This window comes from Roseburia inulinivorans DSM 16841 (assembly GCF_000174195.1).
In the GTDB taxonomy this organism is placed as follows: domain Bacteria; phylum Bacillota; class Clostridia; order Lachnospirales; family Lachnospiraceae; genus Roseburia; species Roseburia inulinivorans.
In genome coordinates, this window is record NZ_ACFY01000104.1 from 25255 (window position 1) to 46421 (window position 21167).

The following is a 21167-nucleotide window of genomic DNA, read 5'->3' on the forward strand; positions in this document are numbered from 1 at the left end:
GAACTGTTTCATCACTCGAAATCTGCCAGTGATCCATCGGTCTGCATCACCTGCATTTTCTTCTCAACAGTGTCCAGAAGTAAATTACATGTCTTTAACTTTTCCACGCCTGCCTGATACAGACGAAAAGAATCATCCAGTGTAACTTCAGGACTTTCCAATTGTTTTATGATTGTCTCTATCTGTTCAAATGTCTCTTCCAGAGAAACATTCTGCTTCGTCTGTTCTTCACTCATTGTCAAATACCTCCGTGACATTTGCCTTCAGTGTTCCCTTTAACAGATGTACCGTAAGTGGATCCCCCACTTTTACGGTGGAAGCATCCGTCACCGCCTTCCCGGTTTCATCCGCAACATAAGAGAACCCCTGACTCAGCTTCTTCAAAGGGGATACCCCTTCCATCTGACCTGTCAGTATTGCAAGTCTGTGCTTCTTTTCCGTAAGCACCTGCTCCATCTGCCGGTATAATTTTTCCTCAAGGTCTACCGCATATCTGCGATGTTCATGCAGCCTGCTCTCCGGGCTTACGTACTGTAACTTTGTCTGATACTGGTTTACTTTCAACTTTGCAATATCTAACTTCTGCTGCAAAGCCCGGTTCATCCTTGCAGTTTTTGCTGAAATCTCTGCCACTGCCGCCTGATGATCAAAAACAGCAAGTTCTGCAGCTGCAGACGGTGTCGGCGCCCTTAAATCTGCCACAAAATCTGCGATCGTTGTGTCCGTCTGATGTCCGACAGCGGAGATAACCGGCGTCTCACATTCAAAGATCGCCCTTGCAACCTCCTCCTCGTTAAACGCCCACAGATCCTCGATGGAACCTCCACCTCGTCCGACAATGATCACATCCACGCCAAGTGCATCTAATGCACGGATACCGTTTACAATACTGCTTACCGCACCTTCCCCCTGCACAAGCGCCGGATATAAAATAAGCTGCACATAAGGATTCCTTCTTGCGGAAATATTGCGAATATCCTGTACAGCAGCACCAGTCGGAGCTGTGACAATCCCAAGCCTCCTGATATATGTTGGGATTCTCTTCTTGTACTCCGGGGCAAACATGCCCATCTCTTCTAATTCTTTTTTTAACGCTTCAAATTTTAAATATAAATTACCAGCTCCATCCAGTTCAATCTCCCTGGCATAGAGCTGATACTTTCCATCCCGTTCATAGACTTCCACAGAGCCTGTCACGATGACTTTGTCACCCTCTTTCATCTGAAAAGAGAGCCCCCGGCGGTTTCCTGCAAACATGATCGCATTGATCGTCCCAGCCGGATCCTTCAAAGTGAAATAAATATGCCCTGAGGAATGATACTTGCAGTTAGACACTTCGCCCTTGACACTGATGCGCTGCATCATAAAATCCTGGGCAAACATATTTTTGATGTATGTATTCACCTGTCCAACTGAATAAACATTCTTCATCATGCTAATTTTGCCAATACTCCATTTACAAATGCCGGTGATTCATCCGTTCCATACTGTTTTGCAAGTTCAACAGCCTCATTGATCGCAACTTTTACCGGGATATCATCCTCGTACTTCATCTCGTATACTGCAAGACGAATCAGAGTCAGATCTACTTTTCCCATTCTTCTGGTCTTCCATCCCTCGGAAACCTCATTGATCGCTGCATCGATCTCATCAATCTTCTCTACAATGTTGTGGAACTTGTTGGAAATGTACTCTTTGTCCTTCTCGCTGCACTCCTCCACTTCCTCAAACATATTCATCTGCTCCGGCATATCTTCCACATTGTGGAACTCCACACGGAAAAGCATTTTAAAAACCTGTTCTCTTAATCCTCTTCTGGTCATTGATTGATCCTTTCTGTCTCGATAATCTCCATTCCTTTACAAGGTAAAAAAAGGATGTCGCTCGGACACCCTTTATTCTACTACATCGTCCATAACTTGCGTTACGTTCTGCAAAGGATTATTTATTATTACCCATATCTACGCTTGCAATACGAACATTCACGATAGATACTTCCAATCCTGTCATATTCTCAATTGCTGATTTTACGCGTTCCTGAACTTTCGCAGATACTTCCGGGATGGAGTAGCCGTAAGCAATATTCAGCGCCACATCCACATTCACAATACCGCTCAATACTTCCACGCGAACACCCTTGGAAAGATTCTTCATTCCAAGCTTGCTGACAAGTTCATTGGTAATGTTACCAGCCATGGAACTGACACCTTCGACTTCTGTTGCAGCCAGTCCCGCAATAATTGCAACTACTTCATCTGCTATCTTCACTTCTCCCAAATGTCCATCCTTTATTTTAAATGTTTTTCTATCCTCAGCCATCGCTTAATGCCTCCTAAGTGATATTATGTAACTATTATAACAGACTATTCCATTTTTGAAAACAAAAAATGTATTAATTTTCTTTCCGTTCCATAAAGTCACACATACCGTCACCCGGTTCGGATTTAAAATCATAGGCAATATGCTCTCCCTCAAAGGAAACAGAAAAGCTTCCCTCCATATCCATAAAGGAATGAATGTGCGCAATTTCTGATAAAACATCTGCGAACTCATCTAAAAATGCCTCTGCTGCATCCGCATTTGCACAGTCTGCCTCCTCGATCGCCTCATCCACATATAATCTCAACTCGAATTCATCTAAATCGCTCTCGTTGTCGATCTGTGCGCATTTTATGTATGGGTTTGCATGATTATGCAGCACATTTTCCAGATAGGATGCAGAAGAAAGGATCCTTGACTGCGAAACATCCTCTGCTTCCAAGTATAATTTATATTCGATTTTTAATGCGTTATCTGCCATTTGGGGTTCCTCACTTTTCTTTGGTGTTTGTATTTTGCAAAACTCTAATTTAGGTTATGAATGTTGTGAAAATGTAACAAAATTTTCGAAGACACGCTCCCGCTACGTGTCGCTCACAGCGGTACTAAGAAGCCAGTCACAACTTATCGTTGTTCCTGCCTTCTAAGAACCGGTGGCTCCCCAGTGTCTTCTCAAGCTTTTGTTGCATTTCCACAACTTGCATTACTTTGATTATGAGTTTTACAAATATTTTACCCTATATGGCATAAAAATGTAAATATGTTATAAGCATAAAATATTTTTCATAGTTTTTAAACAGAATCAATGATATACTTTCCATATACGCAATACCTTATTGTGCTATTTGTGCCAAACATATGACAATATTTAGAACAATAAAAATAAATTATTATAAAGGATTTCGCCTATGAATCATACAGATTTTCACCCATTTGAAATGCAATTTGAAGTACCGGATTCCGCAGAATCCATCGTGTATACAAGAAAATTTCAGGCACCGAGACGTCTGATTCTGTTAGGCTGTGGCTATGTTGCACAGTCTCTCTGTCGCTTTGCCTCCCAGTTGGAATTTGATGTCTACGCAGCAGACGACAGACCTTCCTTCGCTAATTCTTACACTATGAAAGAAGCTAAAGAAGTGATCTGTGACAGTTTTCCTGCTGCCATTACCAAAATCAAGCTGACCAATCAGGATTTTGTTGCGATTCTCACCCGCGGGCACGTCCATGATGCCGACTGTATCCGCACAATTTATGCAAGCGGTATCACACCTGCTTATATGGGACTTATCGGTTCCAAAAGACGTGTCGCCGGACTTTTTGAGAACCTATGCACTGAAGGGATTGACCGCTCTTTTCTCGATCAGATCCATACGCCGATCGGTTTAGACATCGGTGCCGTCACAACGGATGAGATTGCCATTTCCATTTTATCCGAACTGATTCTCTGCCGCAGCAGGCTTTCCCCTGGGAAGAAGAACGGGATCCTTGAACAGACTAACCTTGATCCCGTTTTCTTAAACGCACTCCACACAGAGGGACCAAAAGCGATCGCCGTTGTTGTGGATCGCAAAGGCTCTACTCCCGTCAAAACCGGTGCGATCATGTGCGTCAATGCGCTTGGACAGTCTTTTGGCACGATTGGCGGCGGCTGTGGCGAGCATGAAGTACTGCGAAAGGCCTTAGAAGTTCTCTCTGACAAAAAAGATACGTTCCTCTCCGTCGATATGACCAATGATTTTGCCGGGGAAGAAGGCATGGTATGCGGAGGAACGATGGATGTGATCATTCAATATGTACCGGGGAAAGTGGAGATTTATCCCTTCACTTTTCCTATTTACTAACAAGTTTTTCCCACGGTTCATATCCTTTCATATAAGAAAATTCTGTCTCATCGCGGAATCCTTCTAACAGTTTTTCGCGCAATTCGTCTGCATTCCAACGGGCATTTTTCTTAAATTGCAGATGCCGGTATAATTTTGAACCCGAAAAATCTCCAATACTCTCCACATTTTCAAGCAATTGCCTGACCACCTGAAAAGTACCTTCTACATTTTTCTCTGCATATACAACATCAAGCATAGTGGAACACTCACTATATTTTCCCATCTCAAATGTATGGGCGAGTGCTCCCATTTTCTCTGCGAGCACTCTTCCATAGTCAAAATCTTTTTCTTTCAATGCCATACTAAGCAGAAATGAAAATGTAACACCAAGCGTCTGGCTCTGCGAGAGAAGAACTTCTTCTATTGTTTTATATGCTTCTTCGGTTTTTCCCTGCTCTTTGTACAGACGTGCCCTGAATATCTTTTTCATAGGATCATGCTCCGAAAAATAGTTTAAATATTTTTCTGCTGCCACATATTCTTTTTCCTTAAATAAAAGCCAAACAGAGAATCGGCTGCATGGTACTGTATCTCTTCGTTTTCGTCCTGTAACACCATCTCATACCACGCATTGATCTGTTCGTCATATTGTTCCGGATTCCCGCACGCTCCTGTTATTCTTCCTGCGTCAAGCATTACTGCGATCTGCCAGATCAGCATATTGCAGTTCTGATACTTTTTTGTGATCTGCACCGCCCATTCGTAGGTCTTTTCAAATCCTTCTTTCTCTAATTTGTCACCCATCTGCCGGATAAGTGTCTCAATCTCCATGTCCGTCAGTTTTTCCTGAAAAGACAACAGTGTGTCGAGTGAAATATGCAACAGCCGGGCAATCGGTGCCAACAGTTCGATATCGGGATTCGTGTTTCCATTTTCCCACTTATTCACAGCCGGGGTAGTCACCCCTAACCTTTTTGCCATCTCTTCCTGTGTAAGCCCACATTCTTTTCTGTATTTTCTTATTACACTGCCAATCTGCATTTGTGTCATCTCCTCATATTATAAAAATTCAAAGTTATTTTTCCACAACAATACTCTTGCTTGTTACTGCGTAAAAAGTGTTTGCAGAAGCTTCTGTAAATAAATCATAACAGAAGTTTCGAAGCTGCACAATTGAGGAGTTGTTAAATGTTTTTTCATTTTTTTAACTTTGGCTCAAATTTAAAGATTTTATAAAAAGCAATCTTGTATCTTCTCATTGTGCTGTGTTATAATGAATTAAAGCATATTTTACAAAATCTTCATGACATTTTTGTCATCTATATTCTAAGAACGACAGATTCGTTTTTTTAGAATCTGTGTACTTCATTCGTATCTATGCTTTTTGTTACCCATCAACAATTGAAAAGCAGGAGACGATTTATGGCAAAATGCAGAGCTAATGCAACATTGCAGTACATTAAACGAATATGCACAGTATGTTGCCAGAGTGCGTCACTACGCAACAGACATGCCCTTGAACCAAGCTGTGGAGCGTGCTGTAGACGAGTGTATCCAGAAAGGGATTCTGACGGAATTTCTTACCCGGAATCGAAATGAGGTCATCAGTATGAGTATTTTTGAATATGATAAAGAATTGGAAGAAAAGAAGTTACGGAAAGCAGAATATGAATACGGATTCTCTGAAGGTAAGAAAACTGGATTTCAGAATGCTGCAATGGAAACTGCCAGACGCATGCTGAAATCCAACAAACTTTCTTTGGAAGATATTGCTGATTTTTCCGGTTTATCCATAGACGAAATTAAACAACTGCAAAACACGAAATCATGAAATAATTATCATTTTTCATACAGAATCACAGCAGAGATCACTACTGGAATGAACGATATTTATCAATTTTGCGAGTTCTTCAAATACTTTATCTGCATATAACTCCTTGATCTCATGGCGGCTCATTTGGGTGACCTCTGCATTGTATTCATAGTCATACGCATTCTCTCCCACAAGAATACAGAAGAATACTTTTCCCTGCATGCTGTCTGCATTATTCGGGTCGACATTTCCGGTCGTGCCTGTGATTCCGACCGCAATCTCTGTATGAAGGTTTTTCTGAGCAGTTTCAGCCATCGCCCTCGCACATTGCTTAGAATAAACACCGTGCTCTTTTATAATTTTTTCGTCAACACCGCATAAGATTTTCGTTTTGTTCAGATAAGTGACATAACCTCCCGGAAAAACTGCCGATGCCCCTTCCGTATCCGTGATCATGGATGCGATCAACCCGGAAGTGCAGCTCTCCATCGTGGAAATCGTGGTATTTGTGTCAATAAGTTTTCTTACGATTTTATCTTTTTCCTGCTGGTTCATTTTGTTCCTTTCCCCTTGAATTTCACTATAAGATGTCTAAAATGGCTTCTCCAACACGCCTTACCCATCTCTCTTATCTCAGCAGCCGTGCGATTTCCTCCTTATAAGGCGGAATTGTCTTTTTCGTTTCACCTTCTGCGCAAAGCCACGGTGTCTCTAAGATTTTTGGCACATCAAGGAACCGCTCGTCATGCACCACCTTATATAATGGATCAAACCCGATCGTTCCCGCTCCAATATTTGCGTGACGGTCTTTGTGCGCACCGAGAAGATTCAGGCTGTCATTGATATGAAACACTGCAATCTGATCAAGTCCTAAAACCTCTTCGAATTTCTTGAAAACACCGTCATAATCATTGACCAAGTCATAGCCCGCATCGTTTACATGACAGGTATCAAAGCAGACACGCAGACGGTCTTTTTTGTGAACCCCATCATAGATCATTTTCAGTTCCTCAAAAGTGCGCCCAATCTCGCTCCCTTTGCCAGCCATTGTCTCAAGGGCAATGACTACATCATCATCATTAGCATCCAGAACCATGTTCAGGCCTTTTACTGCCTGTGCAATCCCGGCTTCCGTTCCTGCATCCAGCGCAGAACCCGGATGTAACACCAGGATTTTGCTTTGCATCGCTGCGGTACGCTTGATCTCTTTTTCCAAAAATCCCACCGCAAGTTCAAATGTTTCCGGCTTTACAGTGTTGGCAAGATTGATGATATACGGTGCATGCACGATGATTTCTTCAATCCCTGCCTTTTTCGCATACTCCCATCCGGCCTCAATATTCAGTTCTGAAATCTCTTTTCTCCTTGTATTCTGCGGTGCTCCGGTATAAAGCATTAAAATATTGGCACCATAACTTTCCGCCTCCTTCACAGAAGCAAGAAACATTTCCTTTCCAGCCATTCCCACATGGGAACCAAGTTTTATCTGTGACATTTTTGTACTCCTTTTCATCTTTTACTTTACATAGGCGTTTGCGAAACTCTTCATAATCTTCTTTAAATTGTTCAAAATTAACAAAATTTTCGAAAACACGCTTTCGCTACGTGTCGCTGGTAACGGTACTAAGAAGCCAGTCACAACGGTTGTTGTACCTGCCTTCAAGTACCGACCGCTCCCCAGTGTTTTCTCAAGCTTTTGTTAATTTTTCACAATTCAATTTAGGTTTCTATGAGTTTCGCAATTGTCTATTTTACTTTACACTGCGGATCAAAAACTTGATCTCTGCAAAATACTCCCGCAGCATATTGTTTGGCAGATAGAATTTCGTCGAATCTGCCGCAATCCCACATACATCAGAGAGCCCCTGTTTTTTTGCAATCTGCAAAGCGCGGAACATATGAAAATCATTCGTGATGATTCCCACTTTTGCACCTTCCGGCAAAAATTTCCGACTGTACCGCAGGTTTTCTTCGGTCGTTTTCGATTGATCTTCCAACAGAATCCGGTCTTTGTCAATTCCATTCTGCATCAGATACTGTGCCATTCCATACGCTTCGGAATAAGGTTCATTTTTTCCCTGACCGCCCGCTACAATACAGACTGTCTCTGGATTCTCATTCAGATATAAAATTGCCTCATCCAGCCGGTATTTCAATACCACACTCGGTTTATCCGCGTGCACCTGTGCACCCAGCACGATCACATAGTCCAGATTTTTTTCTCCCTGCGCATGCATCTGGTGAATCACCATTCCCTCAATCACAAGAAACGACAGGAAAAATATACCGCACAATATTCCAAATATCCACCTGACGATCTGCGGTATCCTGTCCCACATTCCCATATGAAGCAGACCTGCCAGCACAAAGAGAATCACTGCAATGCCAATCCATACAATAAAAAATTTTGTTCCACCGGAACCTGCAATCGCCACGATCAGCCCATAAACCAGACAAAGCAGTCCCAAAATCAGACAGATGTTCATATATTTTCTCCTCATCCTTCCACCTTTCCTTCTTTTTTCTCATACAGTAAATAAAACTGTTTTTTATCCATAATGTTGAGTGTCACCGCCAAAACGATAGTTGCAACACCAAAAGCCCCCACTGCAAGCCACGCTCGGTCATATCCACTGTTATCAACGATTTTTCCGATCAGAATATTGCCCCAGGCAGAAAATGCACCGCTTACCGTATAAATGAACGAATTGACACGTCCCCAGTGCGTGGACGGCATCCGTCTGGTCATATACGGCTGGTTTCCCAGCGTGTTAAACACTTCGCCAACTGTAAAAATAACCATCAGCACAAAATAAAGCGGCATGATTCCCTGTACAAACCGATACCCGAATAATCCTAAAATAATCAGGCTTTCTCCAATCAGAATTTTTCGGACATCTATTATTCTTCCTGCAAAAGTAGTTATAATTGGTGTTGCAATGATCACTACCAATGCGTTTGTGCTTGTCAGCATGCCAAAAATAGCAGCTCCTTTTGCTCCGTATAATGTTTCCATATTGAGCGGCAGAAGATAATTAAACTGTGCATAGACCAGCCCTCCGAAACCTGCCACCAAAGCATAAATCAGGATTGGCCTGCGTTCCCATAAAATCTTAAACACATGCTCATTCTCCCGTTTTTCCTCGTACTTGCTCACTTTTTTCTTCTCTACCCGAAGCTGTTTTACAAATAAAATAATCAAAAGCGTGGAGGAAAATGTTGCAATTCCAGTAATTATAAATGCCAGTCCCAGATAGTTTTCAAATAAAAATCCGGCAATTGTCGGGGAAAGCACAAGTCCTAAATTCATTCCGAGATATTGCAGACTATACGCCTTTTCCCTGCTCTCGCTGTCACTCAGATCTGCAACCAGCGCATCATAGGATGGACCTTCAATTGTCGCAAACACTCCGGCAAGATAAAAAAGTGCAATGCTATATCCAGACAACGGCAGCAGACCGCAGATAATATAAGAAATAACTGTAACCATATCACAGCATACGATAATTTTTTTACGGTTCATCGTATCTGCCAATTTTCCACCAAGCAGCAGCATTGGAAACTGCAAAATGGACATTGCCATTGTGATGGTGGCGATCGTTGTCGCATTATATCCTAATTTATTTTTCAAAATCAAAGTGAGAAGCGGCCAGATCAGGGAACCCATACTGGTCACAACTCTGCCAAAGAACAGAACGTAAATCTCCTTGCTTAGATTTTTATATTGCTGTATAAATTTCATTTTCCAAACTCCATCCCATTTCTTTTGTAAACCCATTACTTTCCAAATTCCCAGAAAGCAACCGCACTCGCCGCCGCTACGTTTAAAGAATCCACTCCGTGGCTCATTGGGATTTTTACTGTATAGTCACAGTCTGCCATAGTCTCTGCAGCCAGACCATCTCCCTCAGTTCCTAAAATAATTGCAAGCTTTTCTTCTGCATGTAATTTTTCATCATCAATACGGACAGAATCATTCCGAAGTGCCATAGCAACCGTCTTAAATCCGTACTCATGCAATAAGTCCATCCCACCCTGTGGCCAGGAGACATTTTTATTTTCAATGTAAGTCCACGGCACCTGAAATACAGTTCCCATGCTCACACGGATTGCCCTGCGGTAAAGGGGATCACTGCACGCAGATGTCAACAGCACCGCATCCATGTTCAGTGCCGCCGCTGACCGGAAAATCGCTCCTACATTTGTTGGATTTACAACATTTTCCAACACTGCGATACGCCTTGCATTTTTACAGACTTTTTCTGCCGAAGGCATTGCAGGACGATGCATGGCACACAACATTCCCCTTGCAAGTTTATATCCTGTAATCTGTTCTAACACCCCAAGTTTTGCCGTGTAAACCGGTATACTTTTGCATTTTGCAATGATATTTTTTCCACGAGTGTCAAAATCCTTTTGCTCCATCAAAAGGGAGATTGGCTCACATCCGGTCTCTAATGCTCTCTCGATCACCTTTGGGCTTTCGGCAATAAAAATTCCCGGTGCCGGTTCATAATAATGTAATAACTGCGCCTCATTGAGGCTTGTATACACCTGTAATTCAGCTAAAGTTAAATCTGTAATTTCTATCTTGTTCATTTTCTTATGGATTGCAGTTTTTACATGGATCATATCCATATGCAATCGCTTCCTCTCTCGTTCCTGTAAATTCTGCATAATTTTCCGGTTTGATTTTCTCTACACTGTAACATCCCGGCTTATGGAATTTATGTGTGTTCGTGTTCAGCACATATGTCTGCGTTTCTTCGGACTGTGAAGTTTCTTCCTGCGCACTGGTATCATTTACAATTGTTCCGTCCGCAGAGCTTTCTCCTGTCGCATAATCAATTGACACACCCGGCTGCACATTATATGCAAAAACGCAGAATAAAACGCCTTCTCCGTTGTCTTCAACCGATTTTCCCTCCATCAGCACGCCTGCCGCCAGAAGGTTATCACCCTCAAAAACCGGCGTCACACGATACATAACGTGTTGATCTGTCTCTTTCACATAGTCCGCTACCATATTTTCAAAAGGAAGCATTCCCTCTATGTTCAAATATCTGGTTCCGGTAATGAGATTTTTTTCATTTGCATTTTCTCCTGTAAGCTGATAACCTATCAGATGACAGCGGTTATACAAATATTTTCCATCAACAAAATCATATTTCACAGTATGCCAGCCGGTCGGCTTTACCGCACCAATATTCCCACGCTCCTCCGCCGGCATCAGATCCTGTCCCACGCTTGCCACACAGACCGTGCATCTTCCAAGCGGATCCAATTCTCCATACGTCTCATAGGAAGCACTGCTCAACTCTTCCTCTGTAAAAAAAGGAACGTTATCATTGACTGCAACATATGCCTTTCCATCATATGCCGGAACGGCTGCAAAATCAAATGTTTCTGCGATTGTCGTTGCATTTTCCTGTGTACTCTGTGCTGATTCTGTTGTTCCACATCCAGAAGCAAACTGCATCGTCAATGCGAGACAAATCACCATCGCCAGTGCTCTCATATTATTTTTCCATTTTAAAATTTCTCTGTTCTTCCTCATTGCCTTACTCTTACAAAACACTTTTCGTTCTGCTTTTTCTCCTTCTACTCTCTGCAATAAATTTCTTTTGTAATTTTTTCATGTGAAAAACCGGGAAACTCTTCCGTTTCTGTCAGTTTCCATTCGGCTCCTATCTCAACAGAAACATCTGCTGGATATACTCTGTTCCAGCGATAGATTATAAACTGCTCAATTTGTTCGTCATCTGTATCCAATGTTTCCAATTCCTGAAAAACATATTCTCCTTTTTTCGCTTCCTCTTTTGGATTTTCACTGATTTCTAAATTCGAAACAGCTTGAAACAACTTCCGGCTGTAATCAGTTATCCAAAGTTTCTTTTCTCCAACTGTTTTTCTGATATCTTCCGCTACGATGCGGTCCTGCGACTGCCTTCTGTGATTGAAGGCAAGTCCGTTATTGTCGTCTAAGCATATGATGATGTACATTGCGGTGCTCCTTATATTTGTTTAATACTCAAGTTCTATCATATCGTTTTTTCGTTCTTTTGCCAATAAAATTATATCTTTTTCCACTGCTTGATACGTTCCACTTGACCACTGCTGAATAAAAATAGCACCTGACAGATTTTTATTTCCGTCAGATGCTATATGAACACTACACTTTTATTTCATTACACTGATTTCTTTTCTTTCTTTTAAAACATTTGCTAATTTATAATAAACTGTCATTATAGTTTATCATCTCAATATTATATTCTCCATTTTAACAGAAAAGGAACTGCCTTACGACAATTCCAATTCATTAATTAAAATAAATCACTATGCGTTCCAGTTCTAGTAAGATATAAAATTAATTCGTCTTCTATATACTTATATACTAACAACCAATCTGGTAATATGTGACATTCTCTATATCCTTCCCAGTTTCCATGCAAATCTTGATCCTTATTTTTCTCTTCTAGCTTTTCTCCATTAGCAAGTTTTTTGATAATCTGATTAATTAACTCAATGTCATAACCTCTGCTTTTGCATAATTTTAAATCTTTTTCAAACTTTGTTGTCGGTTGTACTTCATATTTCATCCAAGAATATCCTCCATCATTTTATCAACGTCATCATACGTTTTTCTCACTTCTGGATGATTAATTAAATACTCCGTTTCTGCCATTGCTTTTAAGGTTTCAATATTAGGTGTTTCATTCATATCTGGCTTAAATGGCAACGCTTGTTCTCTTACCGCCTGTTTTGCAGCCATTGTAAAGAAAGTTGTCATATCAAGACCTAAATTAGACATAAGTTCCTGTAATTGAGCCTTTAAAGTTTCATCAATTCTCATCGTTACATTCGTATTTGCCATATATATCACCTTCCTTTAATTATATTATAGTTCCCATTTTATCCGTTGTCAATACAATGTTATAACATCGCACATATAAATCTATTATTTACTTATTTCCATTTTACACAATATCACCCAACAACTCAATTACTTCGTCAAGTTTCTCACTCGCTTCTTCCATATTATCAATTGCATCTTCAGAACACATTCCTCTATAGCTGTTCTGTAATCCTTCTGGCATATTATCAAATGCGTCCTGTTCTTCGCTTAATATAGAAGATAACTCAATGTTACGGTAAAGGTATTCAAATCCACAGAAACCGCATATATGGATCTAGGGACAGTGCTTTAAAAGCTATCGGTAAGCAATTAGAAAATAAAATTGTTCCAAACAAGGATAAGTTAAAATGGAACGCACAAATGTTATAAAAGTTATAGGGTATACACCAATCTTAATTGAACTGTGTATACCCTATTTTTTTACTATTTTGCAAAAGTTCTTTGCAGTTGAATTATTTTCCCACAATCTCATCCGTATTAATGAACTGGAACGGTGTCGTCTGATACACGTAATAGTTCAGCCAGTTTGAATAGAGAATGTTTCCATGTGATCTCCACTGCAGTCTCGGTTTCTGTGTGTCATCATCATTCGGATAATAATTGACAGGCATTTTGATGTCCAGACCTTTATCCTTATCACGTTTGTACTCCTTGTCGAGGGTAACCCGGTCATATTCCGGATGTCCCATCACAAAAATTTTACGTCCCTCATCTGCAATGGCAAGGAACACGCCGGCTTCCTCTGATTCTGCTAAAATCGTCAGTTCCTTCACGGCACGGATATCCTCTGCACGCACTTCAGTATGTCTCGAATGCGGTGCCATAAAATAGTCATCAAAGCCTCGGACAAGCGGTACTTTACGGTTCATCACATGATGCTCATACACACCGAATTTTTTCTCCGGAAGCAGATATTTCTTCAAACCGTAATGATAATAGAGCCCTGCCTGCGCGCCCCAGCAGAGATGTAAGGTAGAGGTGGCATGTGTCTTGCTCCACTCAAAGATCTCACACATTTCATTCCAGTAATCCACCTCTTCATATTCCATCTGTTCCACCGGCGCTCCGGTAATGATCAGACCATCAAAATAACGATTTTTAATGTCTGCAAAAGTCTCATAAAACTTATTCAGATGACTCATTGATGTGTTTTTTGACTCATGGGAAGACACTGCTACAAACGTCACATCTACCTGTAACGGTGTGTTTGAAAGCGAGCGTAAAAGCTGAAGCTCCGTATCTTCCTTTAACGGCATCAGGTTTAAAATTGCAATGTTGATTGCTCTGATATCCTGATGTGTCGCACGATTTTCGTCCATAACAAATATATTTTCCTTTTCCAATATTTCCTTTGCCGGCAAATCACTCTGTGTCTTAATTGGCATATCTTCTTACAAACCCTTCCTCGCGATCAGAATCGCTCTCCTATTTTCGACAGTATATCCTGCTATATCTTCCAGTACAGTAAAAACTAAATTCCAAGCATTTCTTTCAACTGTTCTTCTGAAATAACAGGAATTCCAAGTTCCTGTGCTTTAGTCAGCTTGCTTCCTGCATTTTCTCCCGCAAGCACGTAATCTGTTTTTTTTGAGACGGAACCGGAAGCCTTCCCTCCATATTTTTCGATCAGCTCTGACGCTTCTTTTCGTCCCAATGTTGGCAGTGTCCCTGTTACTACAACTGTCTTTCCTGTCAGAACAGATTCCACCGTCTCTGTCTCTTCCGCCTGCATATTCACGCCATACTCTTTCAATCGGTCTAAAATTTCGATATTTTTCTCATCCGTAAAGAAATTTCGGATACAAAGTGCACTCACTTCTCCGATATCGTTGACCTCTGTGAGCTGTTCAACGGAAGCTTCCTTTAAATGATCCATATCTTTAAAATACTTCATGATCGCTTTTGCGGCTGCCTTTCCCACGTTTGGAATTCCAAGTCCGGTGAGAAGCTTATAGGCATCGTTCTCTTTTGACTTTTCAATCGCATCCAAAAGCTTATCCGTATTTTTTTCTTTTCCGATAATTCCCTGATCGATCAATTCATCGCGATGTGTCTTTAGTACAAAAACATCAGCGACATTATTAATATACCCCAAACGGACAAGTTCTTCAATATAAACCGTACCAAAACCTTTGATGTCCATTGCGTCACGCCCTACAAAGTTGATAATATGGCGTTCCAACTGTGCCGGACAGTTTGGTGATGTACACCTAATATCCGCAGTGTCTTTCTCCCTCTCTGTCTTTGCACCGCAAACAGGGCAGACATCCGGGATCACAAACCGTTTCCAGTCAGAAGGTCTTTTCTCTTTTTTCACTTCCTTGATCTTGGGAATGATCTCCCCCGACTTATAAACTACAATTGTATCCCCAATTCCGATATCCAGATCATCAATAAAATCCTGATTGTGCAAAGTTGCCCTCGAAACAGAAGTTCCGCAGAGGCGCACCGGCTCAAACACTGCCGTCGGTGTGATTCTTCCGGTTCTTCCTACCGAAAGTTCAATATTTAATAGTCTGGACTCTTTCTCCTCCGGCGGATATTTGTATGCGATTGCCCAGCGCGGTACTTTGGATGTTTCTCCCAACTGCTCACGGTCAGAAAAACGATTGATCTTCACCACGGCGCCGTCAATATCATATGCCAGATTTCCGCGGTTTTCACCGATTGCCGTGATCGCATCCCACACTTCCTCCGCGGTCGTGCAGACTTTATAATCGTCGATGACATGGATCCCCTGTTTTTTCAAAAATTCATATCCTTCGGTATGAGTTGCAAACTCCATGCCACGCACCTGCTGGATATTGAAAATAAACATGGAAAGATCCCGCTCTTTCGTCACCTTGCTGTCTAACTGGCGGAGTGTTCCCGCTGCACAGTTTCTTGGATTGGCAAACACTTTTTTTCCAAGAAGTTCCTGTGTCTCATTTACCTTTTCAAATGCAGCATTTTTCATGTATACTTCGCCACGGATTTCCAGATACTCCGGTTTGTCCTTTAACTTCTGTTTTACGTCTTTGATCACTTTCGCATTCGCAGTGACATCCTCACCGAAATTAATGCCGTCCCCTCTGGTTTCCGCCAGTATTAATTCTCCGTTCTCATAACGCAGTGACATGGAAAGTCCGTCAATTTTATATTCCACAACAAATTCCGGATGATCTAACTGTTTCTGCATCTCCTCCACGAAGTTAAATACTTCCTCTTTGGAAAAAACATCCTGAAGACTTAACATTGGAACATTGTGGCGCACAAGCACACCCGCTTCTCTTTTTGCTGTTCCACCAACACGCTGTGTCGGAGAATCCGGCGTGACAAGCTCCGGGTGCTCTTTTTCCAGGTTCTTCAGTTCCTGCATCATCATGTCGTATTCATAATCTGAAATCTCAGGACTGTCCTGATTATAATAGCGGTCAATATGATATTCGAGTGTTTTCTTTAACTCGGCAATTCTCTCTTCTGCTGACATTTTTTTCATCCATTTCTACTTTTTTGATTTTTCTTTCATGCGCTCACTTTTGGGATATTTCTTCGGGATGACCGTCTCATTGGAGGAATCTTTAATTAATGATAAAAGCTGTCTGTACTCCTCCGTTGTAACATCCCGGTAGGTTCCAACCGGCAGGTCTCCAAGTTCAATATTCATGATTCTTGTACGAACAAGTTTCTCCACACGATAACCGAAATATTCACACATCCGTCTGATCTGGCGGTTTAGTCCCTGTGTCAAAATAATCTTAAACTGTTTCTTTCCAATCTGTTTTACATGACATTTTCTGGTCATTGTATTCAGTTCAGCAAGCGGCACTCCGTTTGCCAGACCATGGATAAAACTCTCGGTGACTGGTCTGTTGACTGTAACAATGTACTCTTTTTCATGCATATTCCCGGAGCGCATCATTTTATTGACAATATCTCCGTTGTTCGTCAGTAACAGTAGCCCTTCTGAATCTTTATCCAGACGTCCGATCGGATAGATGCGCTTCGGGTAATTAATATAATCGATCACATTATTTTTTTCGCGCTTTTCTGCGGTACAGACAATGCCAACCGGTTTGTGAAACGCAATTAAGATCATTTCCTCTTCTTTTGAAACTTTCTTTCCCTGAAACAAAACCGTCTGTCCTGGCAGCACTCTTGCGCCTGTTTCCGCAACTTTTCCATCAATGGTAATATTTCCTAGTTCTACCTGACGGTCTGCCTCGCGTCTGGAACATACCCCTGCTTCGCTCAAAAATTTATTGATACGGATTCCGTTTTCTTCCATACTTTTCCTTTTCCTGTCATTATTCCATATGATTCTATTTTGTACAGCTTCAAATAACTACAAAAACGGAGACTTCAATTTGCTGGAAGCCTCCGTAGCATTCTGTTACTTTTTATTTTAATAAATCGGTCTTGATATAACCTGTCTTATTCTTCCATGTTACTTTTGTCCAGCCTTCTGCATAACTCATCACAACCGTTACCTTCTCTCCGGCATAGGCAACTCCGACTTTGTCTGCTGTCTCGCTCATGGAAGACCGGATGTTCGTTGTGTTGGAGAGCATGATCGTTGTGCCCTCTGTCAATGCTTCTGATGCCGCTGTCTCAGAAACATTCTCCGGTGCTGCTGCTGATAAAAATTCACTCTTAATATAACCTGTTGTACCGTTGTAATCAACAATACTCCAGTCTCCTTCTGTACCGGTTCTGGTAAGTGCCGTTCCTTTTTCAACAGAGCCAAGCTTGTCTGCTGAGGTATCTGCACCTGACCGGACATTTACCTTGTCTATTGTATATACAGTTTCTGTTGTCTGTTCTGCCGGCGTTTCTTCCGCTGGAATTTCGTCTGTCGGAGTCTCCTCAGCAGGAGTCTCTGTTGCAGGAACCTCTTCCGTTGCAGGCACTTCTTCTGTACTCTCTGTTGCGTCTGCCACAATGGTATTACGCCACTCGGTGATTGCATTTGGAATAGTCGTTGCACAGAGATTCAACAGGTTCTCGTCTGTTGACAATGCAGCTTCGTATTTCTGCTGGATATCATTCTGTAATTCAATGACATCATCGCTGTTGTAGAAGTTCGTGATAAGGTTGCGGATGCTTGTATCCAACGCACTCTCCTGTCTGGACAGGTTGTACTCACTGTAAAGATTATCAATGTAAAGACTTCCATCGTCATTTGTTCTGACATAGAAGAAATAAAGCCCCGGTGCAGGTGTTTCCACTCCCATAAACTTCACATTCAGGCTGACATTTACCATATAAGAATTGCTGTCAAGCCCGGACTTTGTATAGCAGTTAATGTCCTGATACTGCTCAATGTACTGACTGATCAGTGTGATATAACTCTGCTCATTCTGTGTGATCGGTGTTGCCAGTGTCTGTAATGTGACAAGATCTCCGGATGCATAAGCAGTAAAGTAGCTGTTGATCAGCTCATTGACTGCCGGAACTGCATTTTCCTCATATGCTTCTTCTGTCACAACCGTCTCAGTAACCGCCACGTTATTATCGTCTGCGTTTCCGATTCCATTTCCCGTGAATTTCACTAAAATAAGTAAAAGCACAACAAACAGTGCTCCTGCCACGAAATATCTGGCATTCTTTTTTACAAATTCTACCATTTTCTGAATATCTATGTTATTTGATTTATTATCCTGATTCGTTGAAGCCATTTTTACCAAACCTTTCTGTCACAGACCCGAATTTTGTCTGCGGTATCTATTATGAAAAATGTAATTGTTTCCTATCTGCAATTACAAAAAATTAATCTAACAAACATATTACATAATAGCATTATCTCTGTTTATTGTCAACGAATGGCAGGCTTTTCCAATTCTTAATATTTTATTTCAGAGCAAAAAAAAGATGCCACTACTGACATCTTTTTACTGCGCCTGGCGGGAATCGAACCCGCAGCGTCGGAGTCGGAGTCCGATGTTTTATCCATTAAACTACAGCCGCATATATTTTTTTATCTGTTTCACAAACATCCTATTTATCATAGCAGATAAAAATGTAAATTTCAAGAGATTTTTATGCATTCAAATCTTTTAATATCTCAGTTTCCAGCTCCTCTTTCTGCTCCGCTGAAATTGGCAGAATAAAAACACCGACTTTTACTGCTGTCTCGCTAACACTCTGCTCTATCAAAAAGCGCCTGTCCTCCTCTGTGACCTGTCCGCTCATGTATGCACGTATCACTGCATTCAATCTCGTAAATAAAGTGATAAGTTCCCGAAAACGGTTTTCTTTTCTCAGATAGCAATGCCCCGTCCGTTGTAATTCCTGATCCATGGTTGCAATGATCTGCATGGAAAGTTTCAGCTCGCCTGTGATGTCGGATGCCTCCATCAGAACATCCGGCCGCTTTTTTAACATTTCCGCAAAATACGTTTTTGCACCAAAAACATCCATAGAAAAGAAGTAACTCGCAAGCTGTTCTTTCATCTCGCGTGTCTCTGCCTTTTCTCCTAACATGCCCACTTTGCACTCATAAACCTTCAGATGATTTACGCGCACCCACACAAGCAGCAGGAACTCAGAAATAAATCCAAACACCCGTTTGTGATAATCGTCCTCTCCATTTTCCAGACAGATCCGCTTCTGCACCTCAAAAAAAATGTGAAACAGCCATTCACAGTATGTATCAAACCATTTTTTCGATGTGACGATCATATTGCCAAAATACGTTTCCGTTCCGTTCTCGAGCTGTACAAATGTATCGTAATATTCCGGGTAGAGTTCTTTTATCACCTCTCCTGTCATATCGAGAGCATGAATATTATGATTTGTCGCAAAACCATAATGATAGGAGTTGTTCAGCACCACCCTTTTGGTCGTGATCAGATCATAGTCCTTTAAAAGCTCCAGATACTCTGCCTCTGTAAAAATTTTTTCCTGCTCATTCAAAAGATACCTTCTGTAGTGACAGGTTCCTACATATTTATATGTGTGTACATTTTTCCATATCCAATACAATCCGGTCAGTTCACTGTAATAACAGTTTTCCGCAGAAATGTTGTCTCCCGTGTTGTCACAGAGGTAACCAAGATCCTCTTTTTCCTCCCTGCCCACCTGAAGCGGCTGGTACATTTTATCTTGTGGTACTTCAAATTTTTTATGTGTCAGTGCAAAAATTTTTATCTTCATGTGAAACACCTGTCTTTAAAGCATGTTATCGAAAACTTCCGACACTCATTTTACACCATGTTCGGTTTTTATCATAGTGTTTAATTCTTTTAAAAGCGTGGCTGATTTTTTTAACTGCTCCTGTTCCTCCTCATCGAGTTCGATCGGCACAACTGCCTCCACACCATCTTTTCCGACGATTGCAGGCATACTGATGACCACATCTTCCATACCATAAATTCCGTGCATCATGGAAGACACTGGGAGAATGGACTGCTCGTTTCTTATGATACACTCGCAGATTCTTTTTACCGCCATCGCAATTCCGTAGTAAGTTGCCTGTTTTCTCTGAATGATCTCATAGGCACTGTTTTTCACTTCCTCATAAATTTTATCCTCGGATTCCTCGTGAAAATAATGTCCGCGCATCTCACAGAACGCATCGAGCCGCACACCGGAAACGTTTGCATTTGACCAAGCTGCCAGCTCGCTGTCCCCGTGTTCACCGATGATAAACGCATGCACACTGCGGTTGTCGACCTTCAAATGTTCCCCGATCAGATATTTTAATCTTGCCGTGTCAAGCACCGTTCCAGAACCAAGCACTCTGTCCTCCGGGAAACCGGACAGTTTTAACGCTGTGTAAGTGAGAATATCCACTGGATTTGAAACGATAAGAAGCATGCCCTCGCAGTTTCGCTTTGCGATTTCCGGGATGATTGTTTTATAAATTTCCACATTTTTGTGGATGAGATCAAGCCTCGTCTCGTCCGGCTTCTGATTTGCCCCCGCCGTAATGATGATAATCGCCGCATCGACAATGTCATCGTAAGTTCCGGCATACAGCCGGATCGGCCTTGCAAACGGAAGTCCATGTGCGATATCCATCGCCTCACCTTCCGCTTTTTCCCTGTTTACATCGATCATTACCATCTCGGAAAAAATGCCGCTCTGCATTAATGCAAACGCAGAGGACGAACCTACAAATCCACAGCCGATCATGGCGGCTTTTCGAATATTTACCATAATAAAATCACCTCATTTTTACACTAAATCTACGTTCCGAACTATCACCATTGTCTCACACTATCATGCCCGATTCGGTGAATTTTATGTGTCACAACACACAGGTTTGGTATGGGTTATGACATTCGAACATATATTCGTTTTTAGTTTACAG

General features: G+C 41.6%; 24 protein-coding genes and 1 tRNA gene. 2 read left to right on the forward strand and 23 right to left on the reverse strand.

Annotation, left to right across the window (positions count from 1 at the left end):
• Positions 1 to 11 precede the first annotated feature (11 nt).
• From xseB to ROSEINA2194_RS12045, 5 genes are all read right to left on the reverse strand, one after another.
• The gene (gene xseB, locus ROSEINA2194_RS12025) at positions 12 to 236 is read right to left on the reverse strand and encodes an exodeoxyribonuclease VII small subunit (protein WP_007887384.1); all 225 of its coding nucleotides are present in this window, start codon (positions 234 to 236) and stop codon (positions 12 to 14) included.
• Positions 229 to 1434 carry an exodeoxyribonuclease VII large subunit gene (gene xseA / locus ROSEINA2194_RS12030; RefSeq protein WP_007887387.1) on the reverse strand — a complete coding sequence of 402 codons (1206 nt, stop codon included), beginning with the start codon at positions 1432 to 1434 and terminating at the stop codon, positions 229 to 231. Before xseA ends, xseB begins: the two co-directional genes overlap by 8 nt.
• On the reverse strand, positions 1431 to 1823 hold the full coding sequence (nusB, locus tag ROSEINA2194_RS12035) for a transcription antitermination factor NusB (protein ID WP_007887389.1): 393 nt from the start codon (positions 1821 to 1823) through the stop codon (positions 1431 to 1433). Before nusB ends, xseA begins: the two co-directional genes overlap by 4 nt.
• A 118-nt stretch (positions 1824 to 1941) precedes the next feature.
• Complete coding sequence (locus ROSEINA2194_RS12040) at positions 1942 to 2319, reverse strand: Asp23/Gls24 family envelope stress response protein (protein WP_007887391.1); 378 nt, start codon at positions 2317 to 2319, stop codon at positions 1942 to 1944.
• Positions 2320 to 2392: 73 nt separating this feature from the next.
• Positions 2393 to 2800, reverse strand: coding sequence for a hypothetical protein (locus ROSEINA2194_RS12045; RefSeq protein WP_007887392.1), 408 nt, complete (start codon positions 2798 to 2800; stop codon positions 2393 to 2395).
• A 427-nt stretch (positions 2801 to 3227) separates the two neighbouring features.
• Between ROSEINA2194_RS12045 and ROSEINA2194_RS12050 the strand changes: the two genes are divergently transcribed.
• The gene (locus ROSEINA2194_RS12050) at positions 3228 to 4163 is read left to right on the forward strand and encodes an XdhC family protein (RefSeq protein WP_007887394.1); all 936 of its coding nucleotides are present in this window, start codon (positions 3228 to 3230) and stop codon (positions 4161 to 4163) included.
• Here the strand turns inward: ROSEINA2194_RS12050 and ROSEINA2194_RS22110 are convergent.
• Both ROSEINA2194_RS22110 and ROSEINA2194_RS22115 read right to left on the reverse strand, forming a co-directional pair.
• A complete protein-coding gene (locus ROSEINA2194_RS22110; protein ID WP_007887396.1) occupies positions 4153 to 4680 on the reverse strand; it encodes a hypothetical protein in 528 nt (175 codons plus the stop codon). The two genes, ROSEINA2194_RS12050 and ROSEINA2194_RS22110, sit on opposite strands and share 11 nt — an antisense overlap.
• Positions 4659 to 5186: a helix-turn-helix domain-containing protein gene (locus ROSEINA2194_RS22115; protein ID WP_252832619.1), complete on the reverse strand. Its 528-nt coding sequence runs from the start codon at positions 5184 to 5186 to the stop codon at positions 4659 to 4661. The genes ROSEINA2194_RS22110 and ROSEINA2194_RS22115 overlap by 22 nt, the downstream gene beginning before the upstream one ends.
• A gap of 400 nt (positions 5187 to 5586) precedes the next feature.
• Here ROSEINA2194_RS22115 and ROSEINA2194_RS12060 point away from each other — a divergent pair, with 400 nt between their 5' ends.
• Entirely contained in the window at positions 5587 to 5976 is a 390-nt protein-coding gene (locus tag ROSEINA2194_RS12060; RefSeq protein ID WP_007887403.1) for an RpnC/YadD family protein, read from the forward strand.
• A 15-nt stretch (positions 5977 to 5991) separates the two neighbouring features.
• Here ROSEINA2194_RS12060 and ROSEINA2194_RS12065 read toward each other — a convergent pair whose 3' ends face one another.
• From ROSEINA2194_RS12065 to ROSEINA2194_RS12145, 16 genes are all read right to left on the reverse strand, one after another.
• Entirely contained in the window at positions 5992 to 6513 is a 522-nt protein-coding gene (locus ROSEINA2194_RS12065) for a CinA family protein (protein ID WP_007887406.1), read from the reverse strand.
• Positions 6514 to 6586: 73 nt separating this feature from the next.
• On the reverse strand, positions 6587 to 7453 hold the full coding sequence (locus ROSEINA2194_RS12070) for a deoxyribonuclease IV (RefSeq protein ID WP_081453910.1): 867 nt from the start codon (positions 7451 to 7453) through the stop codon (positions 6587 to 6589).
• A gap of 256 nt (positions 7454 to 7709) precedes the next feature.
• Complete coding sequence (locus tag ROSEINA2194_RS12075; RefSeq protein ID WP_227970667.1) at positions 7710 to 8444, reverse strand: YdcF family protein; 735 nt, start codon at positions 8442 to 8444, stop codon at positions 7710 to 7712.
• Positions 8445 to 8455: 11 nt separating this feature from the next.
• Positions 8456 to 9700 (reverse strand): MFS transporter, encoded by a 1245-nt coding sequence (locus ROSEINA2194_RS12080; RefSeq protein WP_044927885.1) that lies wholly within the window; start codon positions 9698 to 9700, stop codon positions 8456 to 8458.
• A gap of 35 nt (positions 9701 to 9735) precedes the next feature.
• Entirely contained in the window at positions 9736 to 10596 is an 861-nt protein-coding gene (locus ROSEINA2194_RS12085; protein ID WP_007887417.1) for a TrmH family RNA methyltransferase, read from the reverse strand.
• A complete protein-coding gene (locus ROSEINA2194_RS12090; RefSeq protein ID WP_081453911.1) occupies positions 10562 to 11515 on the reverse strand; it encodes a DNA/RNA non-specific endonuclease in 954 nt (317 codons plus the stop codon). The genes ROSEINA2194_RS12085 and ROSEINA2194_RS12090 overlap by 35 nt, the downstream gene beginning before the upstream one ends.
• A gap of 44 nt (positions 11516 to 11559) precedes the next feature.
• A complete protein-coding gene (locus ROSEINA2194_RS12095; RefSeq protein WP_007887419.1) occupies positions 11560 to 11961 on the reverse strand; it encodes a hypothetical protein in 402 nt (133 codons plus the stop codon).
• A 320-nt stretch (positions 11962 to 12281) separates the two neighbouring features.
• On the reverse strand, positions 12282 to 12557 hold the full coding sequence (locus ROSEINA2194_RS12100; RefSeq protein ID WP_007887420.1) for a type II toxin-antitoxin system YafQ family toxin: 276 nt from the start codon (positions 12555 to 12557) through the stop codon (positions 12282 to 12284).
• Positions 12554 to 12832, reverse strand: coding sequence for a type II toxin-antitoxin system RelB/DinJ family antitoxin (locus tag ROSEINA2194_RS12105; protein WP_007887427.1), 279 nt, complete (start codon positions 12830 to 12832; stop codon positions 12554 to 12556). Before ROSEINA2194_RS12105 ends, ROSEINA2194_RS12100 begins: the two co-directional genes overlap by 4 nt.
• Before the next feature lie 494 nt (positions 12833 to 13326).
• Positions 13327 to 14259, reverse strand: a complete 933-nt coding sequence (gene metA / locus ROSEINA2194_RS12115) for a homoserine O-acetyltransferase MetA (RefSeq protein WP_007887431.1) — start codon at positions 14257 to 14259, stop codon at positions 13327 to 13329.
• A gap of 86 nt (positions 14260 to 14345) precedes the next feature.
• The gene (ligA, locus tag ROSEINA2194_RS12120) at positions 14346 to 16343 is read right to left on the reverse strand and encodes an NAD-dependent DNA ligase LigA (protein WP_044927891.1); all 1998 of its coding nucleotides are present in this window, start codon (positions 16341 to 16343) and stop codon (positions 14346 to 14348) included.
• Between the two features lie 15 nt (positions 16344 to 16358).
• Positions 16359 to 17141, reverse strand: a complete 783-nt coding sequence (gene rluF / locus ROSEINA2194_RS12125) for a 23S rRNA pseudouridine(2604) synthase RluF (protein WP_007887435.1) — start codon at positions 17139 to 17141, stop codon at positions 16359 to 16361.
• Positions 17142 to 17253: 112 nt separating this feature from the next.
• The gene (locus tag ROSEINA2194_RS12130) at positions 17254 to 18531 is read right to left on the reverse strand and encodes an SH3 domain-containing protein (protein WP_007887437.1); all 1278 of its coding nucleotides are present in this window, start codon (positions 18529 to 18531) and stop codon (positions 17254 to 17256) included.
• A gap of 217 nt (positions 18532 to 18748) precedes the next feature.
• Positions 18749 to 18820 (reverse strand) — tRNA-Arg (locus ROSEINA2194_RS12135).
• 72 nt (positions 18821 to 18892) lie between these two features.
• Complete coding sequence (locus tag ROSEINA2194_RS12140) at positions 18893 to 20008, reverse strand: DUF4422 domain-containing protein (protein ID WP_007887439.1); 1116 nt, start codon at positions 20006 to 20008, stop codon at positions 18893 to 18895.
• 45 nt (positions 20009 to 20053) lie between these two features.
• A complete protein-coding gene (locus ROSEINA2194_RS12145; protein ID WP_007887441.1) occupies positions 20054 to 21013 on the reverse strand; it encodes an L-lactate dehydrogenase in 960 nt (319 codons plus the stop codon).
• Between the last annotated feature and the right edge of the window lie 154 nt (positions 21014 to 21167).